The organism is Stenotrophomonas sp. Br8, from assembly GCF_014763005.1.
Taxonomy (GTDB): Bacteria; Pseudomonadota; Gammaproteobacteria; order Xanthomonadales; family Xanthomonadaceae; genus Stenotrophomonas; species Stenotrophomonas lactitubi.
In genome coordinates, this window is record NZ_JACGTN010000015.1 from 1 (window position 1) to 11,861 (window position 11,861).

An 11,861-nucleotide genomic window follows, 5' to 3' on the forward strand; every position below is an offset into this window, starting at 1 on the left:
TGAGCCGCATGGATGCGGCGACCGAGCTTACATGGATGTACTTGCAGCGGCCCCCGCACGCTGCCCCACCCCGCCTACCCTCAGGAAACCAGCTTCTGCTGTTGCTTCGGCTGTTGCCGTTGTTTCGGCGGGTCCCGGGCGCCGCCCGGGCGAACCCCTTACACTCCAGAACGATTTCCCTGCTGGAGAGAGCAATGAAGCGAGTAGTACTGGGCGTGCTGGCCCTGTCGGTGTCGAGCGCACTGATGGCGGCCACCCCGAAATTCGATGGCGCGCGGATCTCCGCCGACGTCAAGGAACTGGCCTCCGACGCCTACGAAGGCCGCTCACCGGCCACCGCCGGCGAAGAAAAGACCATCGCCTTCCTCAGCAAGCAGTTCGCCGATGCCGGCCTGCAGCCCGGTGGTGACCTGAAGGACGGCAAGCGCCTGTGGACCCAGGCCGTGCCGCTGCGCAAGGGCGACATCGTCGGTACCCCGCAGCTGTCGCTGCAGCAGGGCGGCAAGACCATCACGCTGGAACAGGGCAAGCAGATTGCCGTGCGTGCAGCCATGAACGGCGCCACCAACGTGGATATCAGCAAGGCACCGCTGGTGTTTCTCGGCTATGGCGTGAAGGCGCCGGAGCGCAACTGGGACGACTTCAAGGGCGTGGACCTGAAGGGCAAGATCGCCGTCGTGCTGATCAACGACCCGGACTTCGAGACCGGCAAGGGCGACTTCGATGGCAAGGGCATGACCTGGTATGGCCGTTGGCCGTACAAGTACGAAGAAGGCGCACGCCAGGGCGCACTCGGTGTGCTGATCGTGCATGAGACCGCACCGGCCTCGTATGGCTGGGCCACGGTGGCCGGCTCCAACACCAACACCATGTTCGACGTGGTGCGCGACAACCCGGCCGACAGCCACCCGCTGCTGGAAGGCTGGATCCAGCGCGATCTGGCGGTGGAACTGTTCCGCTCGGCCGGGCAGGATTTCGAAGCATTGAAGAAGAAGGCGCAGCAGCGCGACTTCACTCCGGTCACGCTGACCGGCGCCAGCCTGGATGCGAAGTACGCGGTCAAGACCGAAGTGATCACCTCGCACAACGTGGCCGCGCGCCTGGAAGGCAGCACGCATGCGGACGAGACCATCATCTACAGCGCGCACTGGGACCACATCGGCGTGGGCGAACCGGATGCACGCGGCGACCGCATCTTCAACGGCGCGCTGGACAATGCCAGCGGCACCGCCTCGCTGATCGAACTGGCGCGCGGTTTCGCCAAGGCCCCGCGTCCGCAGCGTTCGGTCGTGTTCCTGGCAGTGACGGCCGAGGAGAAGGGCCTGCTGGGTTCGGAGTACTACGCAACGCATCCGCTGTATCCGCTGGAAAAGACCGTGGCGATGATCAACATGGATGGCATGGCGCCGTTCGGTCCGTCGCGCGATTTCGGCATCTACGGCGCGGCGCGCTTCGAACTGCTGGACCAGTTGAAGGATGTGGCCAAGGGCTGGGACATCCGCTACACGCCGGACCCGAAGCCGGAGGCCGGCCTGTTCTTCCGCTCCGACCACTTCCCGTTCGCCAAGCGTGGCGTGCCGGCGCTGTCCTGGTCGGCAGGGCAGGACTGGGTGGACGGTGGCGTCGCGGCGGGCAAGAAGGCGTCCGAGGACTACACCGCCAAGCGTTACCACCAGCAGGGCGACGAGTGGCAGCCGGACTGGGTGTTCGCCGGCGCCGCGCGCGACCTGGAAGTGCTGTACACCCTGGGCAACCAGTTGGCCAACTCGCGCAGCTGGCCGAACTGGAGCAAGGACGAGGCGTTCCGCGCCGTGCGTGACGCCAGCGCCGACCAGCGCAAATAAGGGAAGGCGCCGGGTCCGCCCGGCGCCTCCCAGGTAGTGCCGGCCGCTGGCCGGCAACCCTGTGGTGCTTGCGGAGGCAATGGGGAGCCGGCCAGCGGCCGGCACTACGTACGGGGCTTCCATCCACCCTTTCCCGCCCTTCGTCGCACACCGCTTGTTTGCCCGAAGGGCCGCTCTATGCTCGGCTCACCCCTTCCACCAAGGCGCCGCCGTGATCGCCAGCTTCTCCCTCATCATCCGTCACCTGCTGGCCTGGGCCGCGGCGCTGTTCGTTGCCGGCATGGTCTGGAGCGGCATCTTCAGCGGCATGAACGACGGCCCGGGCTGGGTGTTCGGGCTGCTGGTGATGTTCCTGATGATCTCTGCGCTGGGCAGCGCGATCACCCACGTGCGCCGGGTCTGGCTGGTGGCCGGTCGCCTCGATGGCGCCACGCTGTCCGGCCGCCAGCGCCGGCAGATCGAACTGCCGATGGATGCCGGCCAGGCCTTTGCGGTGGTCGAAGCAGCCGTCGGCGAACTGCCACGGGTGGAAGAGGTGGAGAGTTCTGCCGGCAGCCTGCAGGTGCGTGCCTATGTGCGGCGCGTCGACCTGTGGAACGGTCGGCAACCATCGCGCTGGAACCTGCCTGCGCGGCTGGCGATCAAGCGCAACAGCGTGCTGGCCACGGTTACGCCGGGGCAGGGCACCAGCACCGTCACCCTGCTGTTCGAACCGGACGCCGGCTGGTGGGCCGATCTGCTGGCACTGGATGAAGGCAGCAACTATGAGAACGCCGAAGCGGTGACCCGTGCGATCAGCCGCCGTGTGGCCGACCAGCGCCGCGACGAGCAGGCCGCCGCCGAACAGACCCAGGTGGAAAAGGAACTGTCGGTCGCGCGCTTGAACCTGCTGCACGCGCAGGTCGAGCCGCACTTCCTGTACAACTCGCTGGCCAACGCCCAGGTGCTGACCCGCACCGACCCCGCGCGCGCCGAGCAGATGCTGGGCCACCTGATCCAGTACCTGCGCAGTTCGCTGCCGCAGGTGGATGAGTCGGTGTCCACGCTGGGCGTGGAGCTGGAACGTACCCGCGCCTATCTGGAAATCCTGCGCATCCGTATGGGCGCCCGGCTGGCGGTGGAAGTGCAGGTGCCGACCGAACTGCACGAAGTGAAGCTGCCGGCGATGGCGCTGCAGACATTGGTCGAGAACGCGATCAAGCACGGCCTGGAACCCAAGCCCGGTGGCGGTACGGTCTGGATCCTCGCGCGCGGTTTCGATGACCACGTCACCGTGACCGTCGCCGACGATGGGCTCGGCTTCGGCCAGGGCACCAGCGGTACCGGCATCGGTCTGAAGAACCTGCGCGAACGTTTGCGCCTGACCTGCGGTGAGCAGGCCGGGGTGGCGATCGTGGCCAATTTCCCCAGCGGTGTAGCCGCCACCATGACCCTGCCGCAGTCGGCCAAGGAACCCCGCCATGCCGCTTGAAGCGTTGATCGCCGAAGACGAGGAGCTGCTGCGGCACTCGCTGGTCGAGCAACTCGGGCGGCTGTGGCCGGAGCTGAAGCTGGTGGCCGAATGCGAGGACGGTGCCAGTGCGCTGGAACAGTTGGCCGAGAAACAGCCGGACATCGCTTTCCTTGATATCCGCATGCCCGGCATCAGCGGCATCGAAGTGGCACGGGCATTGGCCGAGCTGAGCCCGCGCACCCAGGTGGTGTTCGTTACCGCCTACGACCAGTACGCCATCGATGCCTTCGAGCAGGGCGCGATGGATTACCTGCTCAAGCCAGTCAGCGACGAGCGGCTGCTGGCCACGCGCGATCGCATTCTTTCGCGGCTGCCATCCACGCGCCAGGACGATGCGGTTCTGGAGCGCCTGCTGCAGCGCCTGGGTGCAGGCCCGGTCGCCAACGATCGGCCACCGTTGGCTTGGATCACCGCCAGCAACGGTCGCGATACGCAGCTGATCATGCTCGACGACGTGATCTATTTCCGCGCTGACAACAAGTACACCACCGTGGTCACTGCTGCCGGCGAAAGCCTGCTGCGCACACCGCTGCGCGAGCTGCTGGAAGTGCTCGATCCGCAGCACTTCCGCCAGGTGCACCGCTCCACCATCGTCAACATGAAGGCCGTCGCAGCGGTCAGCCGAGATGACACCGGGCGCGGTGTGCTGCGCCTGCGCCAGCGTGCGGAAACGCTGGTGGTCAGCCAGCCCTTCATGAGCCTGTTCCGCGGCATGTAGCCGCGGCCTTCGCCATCCACCGAGGAACGAACATGCGCCGTCTCCTGCTTGTAGGTGCCGCTGTGCTGGCCATCGCCGGCTGCGAAAAATCCAGCAACACCTCGATCACCCGCACCAATGCCAATGGCGTGGACACGCTGTACAGCAAGAGCACGGTGGTCGATGGCGTGGCGCGTTTTGAATGCATCGCCAGCAGCAGTGGGCAATGCCATTACCTGGTGCTGGCCCCAGGCTGCAGCACCGACGCCGCCTGTGCGACGCCACCGCTGCGCCATTTCGCGGTGGCCGTAGGCAAGACCGAGCAGGTCAGTGGCCTGCCCAAGGACTTCCGCCAGTGCGTCAGCGACGTGCAGAAAGAACAATGCCACCGTGACTGAGCACGGTGGCATTGTGGCTCCCCCCGGATTGCGTTCGGCTCAGTAAGCCGGCTGCAGCGTCATGTCGTGATGGTGTTCGGTTTCACCGACATGATTCAGGCGACCCACCAGTTCGGAGTGCTGCTTCATGCGCCCGATCTCGGTCATGATGCGGATGTCCTCGTGGCGCAACTCGCGCTTGGCGGTGACCGCCTGCTTGTAGTCCAGCACTTCCGGATAGTGTTCAGCCAGGTCCAGCGCTTCGGCCACGTGCTCGACGCTGTCGGCCTTGGAGGTGATGCGGGCGCGGCTGTTGAAGGCTTTCATCCAGCGCTCGAAGCCGGCGGTGCGGTCGAACATGTTGGCCATGAACCAGATCACGAACAGGATCGAGATCCACGAGCCGAACACCACGACCACGCGGGTGAAGGTGATGTGGTAATCGTCGCGCCACAGGTAATTGGTGATCAGGCCGAGGATCAGCAGCGAGGCCGCCTGCCATCCGACGATCGAAGTGATCAGCCACTGGCACTTGGCCTGGGCCAGCACCGCCACTTCATCGCGGATCTGCTGTTCGCTGAGGGTGCGCCAGTGCGCAACCTGTTTTTCGAACGGGCTGCTGTAGAGCTCGTTGTCGCGAAGCAGTAATCCCAAACCCTTGAACAAAGCAATCATGGCTGGCTCCTTGGTGGAACGTGCGGCGATCTGCAGTGGACGGTGTGGCGGGTTCAGTTCTAGCACTTCCAGCGAGCGGTGCAATGGCCTCAAGGCCACGCGGCACAAGGGTTCTGTCTGAACAGGTGAATATTGGTGCGTCGCAACATTGCTCGCGCGGCCTGCGACAAGATGTCGCAGGGTGAAACGTGCTGCGCGCGCACATGAAACCGACGCTGAGCGGCCGGGCTCGCCGTGCCTGTCGTGATCGCCCAGAATCGGGGTGGACCGCGCAGGACGCGGTCCGTCCCTCCGCCGATCTGGACCCGTGATGCCGCCGTTGCTGCACCGTCTTTCCCGCCCCGTCACCGCCCCGATCCGACGCTGGGTACTGGATGCGTTTCCGCGTGATCAGAGTGGCATCGACTACGACCACCCGCTGGGCGATCCCGGCTGGTTCGGTGCGGACAGCGTGACCTGGCGGATGCACGCCGAACTTCCCTCGATGCTGGCCGGCGGCCTGTGTGCACTGATGCTGCAGACCCTGCACCCGCGCGCGCTGGCCGGTGTCTACGATCATTCCAATTTCCGCCAGGACCTGGTCGGCCGCCTGCGCCGTACCACCGCTTTCGTGGCCGGCACCAGCTATGCGCCGGCAGGCGAGGTGGAAGCGCTGGTGGCCAAGGTGCGGCGCATCCACGCGCAGATCCGCGGTCATACCGCGCAGGGCGAGCCCTATGCCGCTGATGATCCGCACCTGCTGACGTGGGTGCATGTGACCGAGGCCTACGGCTTCCTGCAGGGCTATCGCCGCTACGGGCGTGAAGTGCCTGCCGCGATCGCCGACCGCTACTACGACGAATACCGGTGCGTGGCCGAAGCGCTGGGAGCGGTGGATGTGCCGCGCAGTGCGGCGGAAGTGGACGCGTACTTCTGCGCGCGGCAGCCGGAGCTGGTGGTGGACGAACGCTCGCGCGAAGTGCTGCAGGTGCTGTCCGGCGTGCGCCTGCCGGTGCCGGTGCCGGGCCTGTCACGCGAAATTTTCCTCGGTGCCGGTGCCGCGCTGCTGCCGGACTGGGCCGAGGGCATGCTCGAGCGCAGCACGCGCCAACGTGCGCAGGCAGCGGCGTCGGCCAAACTGATGCAGGGCATGGCACCGCTGTTCCGCCGCGCGCTGCCCGATGGCTTGGCGACCCGTGCCTGCGCACGGGTGGGTGTGCCGGTGGACGTGTTGCGCGAGTGGCCAGCACTGCCGCGGTAGACGCCGACCTTGGTCGGCGCGCCGCCGCGCGGCGCCGCATCCACGCCATGCGTGGATGGCCCAGGGTAGATCCACGCCATGCGTGGCTGGCCCACAGCAGATCCACGCCATGCGTGGATAGGCCTTACCCGGTCGACTTCAGCCCACGCAGCAGCATCTCCAGTGCCGCCGTTGCTTGGCGAAGGCGCGCATCGCCATCTTCACCTTCCGCTATCCAGAACGCAGCTTCGGCCAAGCTGCCGTAGATCAGCGAAGCCAGTGCCTGCGCATCCACCGGTGCGACCACGCTCTGCGCGATCAGCTGTTCGATCAATCGCTGCATCGAGTGCACGCAGTGCTGCTGCGATTCCGGTGATGCACCACCGAGCACCGCACGTGCGTCGCGCAGCACGATGCGCTGGATCTCCGGTTCCAGCGCCATCTCCAGGTAGGCACCACAGCGCCGCGCGAAGCCGTCCCAGGTATCGGCCGCACCATCGCTGATCGCCTGCAGGCGCGCGTCCGTCTCGGCGTCGAGCTGGGCGACCACCGCCGCCAGCAGCCCCTTCTTGTCGCCGAAATGGTGATACAGCGCACCGCGGGTCAGCCCAGCCTGGGCTGTCAGATCGTCCATCGAGGTGGCGGCATAGCCTTGTTCGCTGAACACGCGGCGGGCGGTGGCCAGCAGGCTGGCGCGGGTTTCTTCCATCTCGGCGCGGGTGCGACGGACCATCCGGAACTCCTTACATACGAAGTGCATGATTATTTACATACGCGATGTATGAATGTAGGCTCTTATTCATACGCTCTGTATGTATTGTCGTGGCGCCGCGTGCGCCAGGCAAGTCGCTGCCCTGGAGATTTCGATGGCCACCCCGTACCGCGACCTGTTCGCAGCCCCCGGCACCACCGGACTTGCTTTGGCCGGGCTGCTGGCACGCCTGCCGCTGCCGATGACCGGCATCGGCTTCATCACCTTGCTGTCGCAGCTGCGCGGCAGTTATGCGTTGGCCGGCGCGGTGTCGGCCACCTTCGTGCTCACCTATGCATTGCTGTCGCCGCAGGTGTCGCGCTGGGTCGACCGCCATGGGCAGGGCAGGGTGCTGCCGTGGGCCACCGCGGCCAGCGCGACAGGTCTGCTGCTCCTGCTGGCCTGTACAGTGCTGCAGGCGCCGGACTGGACCTTGTTCGCTGCGGCGATGCTGGCCGGCTGCATGCCGAGCGTGTCGGCGATGGTGCGGGCGCGCTGGACCGCGATCCACCGCGGCCGCCCGCAACTGCAGACGGCCTATTCGCTGGAGACGGTGTTCGATGAGGTCACCTTCATCGCCGGGCCGCCGTTGTCGGTCGGGCTGTCGGTGGCGGTATGGCCGCAGGCTGGCGTGCTGGCTGCCGCCCTGCTGCTGGTCGTCGGCGTGGCCTTGCTGGTGCTGCAGCGTGGCACCGAACCGCCGTTGCAGACCTGCGAGGGCGCCGCACCTTCGCGCTCCCTGCTGCGACAACCGGAGATCTGCCTGCTCGCATTGCTGATGCTGGCGATGGGTGTGATCGTCGGCACGGTCGACATCACCAGCGTGGCCTTTGCCGAACAGCGAGGGCAGCCACTGGCAGCCAGCGCGGTGCTGTCGGCCTACGCACTTGGCAGCTGCGTGGCAGGCCTTCTGTTTGGTGCGCTGAAGCTGCAGGTGCCATTGCGGCGCCTGTTGCTGCTGGGTGCAGGAGCCACCGCGTTGACCACATTGCCGCTGCTGTCGGTGAGCACCCTTCCTGCACTGGCCGCTGCGGTGCTGCTGGCTGGGCTGTCCTTCGCGCCGACGATGATCGTGGCGATGTCGCTGGTGGAACAGCGCGTGCCCGAATGGCGGCTCACCGAAGGCATGACCTGGTTGCTGGCTGGCCTGAACATCGGCGTGGCACTGGGTGCTGCGTTGTCCGGGCAGAGCGTCGATGCCGGTGGTGTGCGCAGCGGCTTCGTCGTCGCGTTGGTGGCAGGCAGTGTCGTGCTGCTGGTCGCCCTGCTCGCGCAGGGTGCGCTACGCACTTCTGCTTCGTCCACTTCCTCTGCAGGGATGGTCCCGTGAGTACTTCATCGCCCGCGCACTCGGCGCCTGTGCTACGCCATCCGTGGTGGGCGGTCTGTGCCATCGGCCTCGCCACCTTCTCCGTGGTCACCACCGAAATGCTGCCGGTCGGACTGCTGCCCCCCATCGCCGACAGCCTCGGCGCGTCCGTAGGCACCGCCGGTCTGATGATCTCGCTGCCGGCACTGCTGGCGGCGCTGTTCGCACCGCTGGTGGTGATTGCAGCTGGTGGCATTGATCGTCGCCGCATCCTGTGCGCGCTGCTCGGCCTGCTGCTGGTGGCCAACGTCGCCTCGGCACTGGCGCCAGGCATCGCATGGTTGCTGGCCGCGCGTGTGTTGGTGGGCTTCTGCATGGGCGGCATATGGGCCATTGCCGGCGGACTGGCGGCGCGCCTGGTGCCGCCAGCGCGCATCGGCCTGGCCACCTCGATCATCTTCGGTGGCGTAGCCGCGGCCTCGGTGCTGGGCGTGCCGCTGGGTGCGCTGATCGGCGAGGCGCTGGGATGGCGCTGGGCCTTCGTGGTGATGGCTGCGTTCAGTGCAGCCGTCCTGCTGTTGCACCTGTGGGTGGTACCGGCGTTGCCGGTGGACGGCTCGGTGCGCGCGCGCCAGTTCGTGCAGCAGCTGGGCAACCGCGGCCTGCAGCAGGGGCTGCTGCTGACCCTGCTGCTGGTGGCGGGGCACTTCATCGCGTTCACCTATGTGCGGCCGTTGCTCACCACGCTGGCACACATCGATGCGACATGGATCGGAGGCCTGCTGTTTGCCTATGGCATGGCCGGCATCGTCGGCAACTTCATCGTTGGCCTGCTGGCGGCGCGACGTCCGCGCGGGTTGCTGCTGGCCATTGCGCTGGGGTTGCTGCTGACACCGCTGTTGTTCCTGTGGACCGGCGGCACGCCAGCCAGCGGTGTGCTGGTGCTGCTGATGTGGGGCTTGGCCTATGGCGGGGTATCGGTGGGGTTGATGACATGGATGATGGCGGCTGCCCCCAAGGCCGTGGAGATCGCTACGGCGCTTTACGTGGGCGTGTTCAACATCGGCATCGCGCTGGGCGCGTGGGGTGGGGGACTGCTGCTGGATGGCATCGGGCTGCACGCCAATCTGTGGGCGGCGACCGGGTTCGCGGCGGCGGCGACGTTGGTCGTGGCGGGTATGCGCAGGCAATAGATCCACGCCATGCGTGGATGGCGGAAAAGCGCCAACCAAGGTTGGCGTCTACCCATGGAAACGAAACGGGCGCCTTTCGGCGCCCGTTCGCGTTACATCACCAGACCTTGACCCGCTTGTCCGGGGCCAGGTACAGCTTCTGGCCTTCCTTGACGTCGAACGCCGGGTACCAGGCGTCGATGTTGCGCACCGTCAGCGCGCGGAACTGGCCCGGTGCATGCACATCGGTCAGCAGCGAATTGCGCAGCGCCTGCTCGCGGCTCTTGCTGCGCCAGGCCTGGGCGAAGCCGAGGAAGAAGCGCTGGTCGGGGGTGAAGCCTTCCAGGGTCTGGCCCGGCTTGCCCTGCAGCGACAGCTGGTAGGCGTCGTAAGCAGTGCCCAGGCCGGCGACGTCGGCGATGTTCTCGCCCAACGTCAGCTTGCCGTTGACATGTACGCCCGGGAACGGCTCGTAGCTGCTGAACTGCGCGGCCAGCGCATCACCGGCAGCGTTGAACTGCTTGAGGTCTTCGGCCGTCCACCAGTTGTGCAGCTTGCCGGTGTCGTCAAACAGCGCGCCCGCATTATCGAAGCCGTGGCTGATCTCATGGCCGATCACCGCGCCGATCGCACCGTAATTCACCGCGTCGTCGGCAGCGCCGTCGAAGAACGGCGGCTGCAGGATCGCCGCCGGGAACACCAGGCGGTTTTCCAGCGGCACGTTCATCGCATTGATGGTCTGCGGCAGCATCGCCCACTCGCTGTGGTCGACCGGCTTGCCCAGCTTGGCGATGTTGCGCTGGTACTCGAACAGTTCGGCGCGCTGTGCATTGCCCAGCGGATCATCACGATGGATTTCCAGGCCGCTGTAGTCGCGCCACTTGTCCGGATAGCCCATGCCCACGGTCAGGCCAGCCACCTTGGCCTTGGCGCTGGCCTTGGTCTGCGGTGACATCCAGGCCAGTGCATCGATGCGCTTGGCGAAGGCGGCGATGATGTTCTTCGCCATCTCGTCGGCACGTTCCTTGGTCTTGGCATCGAAGTGCTTTTCGACATAGCGCTTGCCGATGGCCTCGCCGACGGCATGGTTGGCGTCATCCACCGCACGCTTCCAGCGGTCGCTCTGCTGCGGCGTACCGCTCAGCGCGGTGCCGTGGAAGGCGAAGCGCGCATCTGCGAACTTCTTCGGCAGATAGGCGGCGGCACGGTCCAGCGCGTGGAAGGTCATGTAGTCCTTCCAGGCATCCAGCGGCTCGGTGGCCACCAGCTTGGACAGGCCGGCCACGGCCTTGGGCTGCCACACGATGAAGTCCTGCTGCTTGCCGAGTGCGGCTGCGTCCAGGAACGCGGCCCAGTCCATGCCCGGCGCCTTGGCGTTGAAGTCGGCCTGGGTCCAGGGGTTGGCACCCTTGGTCACGTCATTGGTTTCTTCCTGGGTGGCATGCGCCTGCGCGATCTTCGTTTCCAGAGCGAGAATGCGCTGCGCCTTGCCGGCCGGGTCGGCCACGCCGGCCAGCTGCAGCACCTGCGCGATGTAGGCCTGGTACTGCTTGCGCAGGTCGGCCATGCGGCCACCCCCCAGGTAGAAATCGCGGTCCGGCATGCCCAGGCCGCCCTGCACCAGGTACGGCGCGGTGCGGTCGGGCTGCAGCAGGTCCACCGAGACCCAGAGGCCGAACAGGCGGTCGGTGTAGAAGTTGGTGGCATTGAGCAGGTCGACATCGGCGCGCACGTCGCCGCCCAGGGCGCGGGCCAGGCCGGCCTTGTCGGCGATCGCATCGATGTTCTTCAGCTGCGGCTGCACCGGCGCCAGGCCGCGCTGCTCGATGCCTGCCTCATCCATGTAAGCGGCGTAGTAGTCGCCGATCAGCTTGTCTTCGCCGCTGGCCTGGGCGTTGCCGGCAGCGCCTTCCAGGATCGCGCGGGTATCGGCCTGGGTCTTCTCGGCGATCACGTTGAAGCTGCCGAAGCGCGAGCGGTCGGCCGGGATCTCGGTGTTCTTCACCCAGCTGCCGTTGGCGAAGCCGAAGAAGTCGTCACCGGCGGCGATACTGCGGTCCATGCCACTGGCATCGAAACCAAAGCTGCCCAGCATCGGCTTGGCGGCAGCGGGTGTCGCCTCGGCCGGTGCGGCGGTGCCGGCGGCGGGATCGGCCGGGCGGTCGCAGGCGGCCAGGGACAGGCTGGCAACGATGGCCAGTGCCAGGGTGGGGCGGCGCAGCTTGGACATGGACTTCTCTTGCGGCGGAAAACTCCAAGTCTAATCCGCTGCGGGCCGGCTGGACGTGCCCGGCAGGGCCAGCA

At 66.7% G+C, this 11,861-nt stretch carries 10 protein-coding genes; 7 read left to right on the plus strand and 3 right to left on the minus strand.

Annotated features, from left to right (window positions below; all coding sequences use genetic code 11):
- Positions 1-194: 194 nt before the first annotated feature.
- The 4 genes from H3005_RS12860 to H3005_RS12875 all read left to right on the plus strand — a co-directional run bounded on the left by H3005_RS12860 (position 195) and on the right by H3005_RS12875 (position 4,452).
- Positions 195-1,844: a M28 family metallopeptidase gene (locus tag H3005_RS12860; protein ID WP_100554615.1), complete on the plus strand. Its 1,650-nt coding sequence runs from the start codon at positions 195-197 to the stop codon at positions 1,842-1,844.
- A 211-nt stretch (positions 1,845-2,055) separates the two neighbouring features.
- A complete protein-coding gene (locus H3005_RS12865; RefSeq protein ID WP_191078341.1) occupies positions 2,056-3,315 on the plus strand; it encodes a histidine kinase in 1,260 nt (419 codons plus the stop codon).
- On the plus strand, positions 3,305-4,075 hold the full coding sequence (locus H3005_RS12870) for a LytTR family DNA-binding domain-containing protein (protein ID WP_100462764.1): 771 nt from the start codon (positions 3,305-3,307) through the stop codon (positions 4,073-4,075). Before H3005_RS12865 ends, H3005_RS12870 begins: the two co-directional genes overlap by 11 nt.
- Before the next feature lie 32 nt (positions 4,076-4,107).
- On the plus strand, positions 4,108-4,452 hold the full coding sequence (locus H3005_RS12875; protein WP_191078342.1) for a hypothetical protein: 345 nt from the start codon (positions 4,108-4,110) through the stop codon (positions 4,450-4,452).
- A 39-nt stretch (positions 4,453-4,491) separates the two neighbouring features.
- Here the strand turns inward: H3005_RS12875 and H3005_RS12880 are convergent, their stop codons facing one another.
- Positions 4,492-5,106, minus strand: a complete 615-nt coding sequence (locus H3005_RS12880) for a hypothetical protein (RefSeq protein WP_033832034.1) — start codon at positions 5,104-5,106, stop codon at positions 4,492-4,494.
- Between the two features lie 310 nt (positions 5,107-5,416).
- Here H3005_RS12880 and H3005_RS12885 point away from each other — a divergent pair, with 310 nt between their 5' ends.
- The gene (locus H3005_RS12885; protein ID WP_100554619.1) at positions 5,417-6,346 is read left to right on the plus strand and encodes an oxygenase MpaB family protein; all 930 of its coding nucleotides are present in this window, start codon (positions 5,417-5,419) and stop codon (positions 6,344-6,346) included.
- A gap of 124 nt (positions 6,347-6,470) precedes the next feature.
- Here H3005_RS12885 and H3005_RS12890 read toward each other — a convergent pair whose 3' ends face one another.
- Positions 6,471-7,058, minus strand: coding sequence for a TetR family transcriptional regulator (locus H3005_RS12890; RefSeq protein WP_100554620.1), 588 nt, complete (start codon positions 7,056-7,058; stop codon positions 6,471-6,473).
- Positions 7,059-7,191: 133 nt separating this feature from the next.
- Between H3005_RS12890 and H3005_RS12895 the strand changes: the two genes are divergently transcribed.
- The gene (locus H3005_RS12895; RefSeq protein ID WP_100554621.1) at positions 7,192-8,406 is read left to right on the plus strand and encodes an MFS transporter; all 1,215 of its coding nucleotides are present in this window, start codon (positions 7,192-7,194) and stop codon (positions 8,404-8,406) included.
- Entirely contained in the window at positions 8,403-9,578 is a 1,176-nt protein-coding gene (locus tag H3005_RS12900; protein ID WP_191078343.1) for an MFS transporter, read from the plus strand. Before H3005_RS12895 ends, H3005_RS12900 begins: the two co-directional genes overlap by 4 nt.
- Before the next feature lie 97 nt (positions 9,579-9,675).
- On the opposite strand, the gene H3005_RS12905 is transcribed toward H3005_RS12900, so the two are convergent.
- On the minus strand, positions 9,676-11,787 hold the full coding sequence (locus H3005_RS12905; protein ID WP_191078344.1) for a M13 family metallopeptidase: 2,112 nt from the start codon (positions 11,785-11,787) through the stop codon (positions 9,676-9,678).
- Positions 11,788-11,861: the final 74 nt, after the last annotated feature.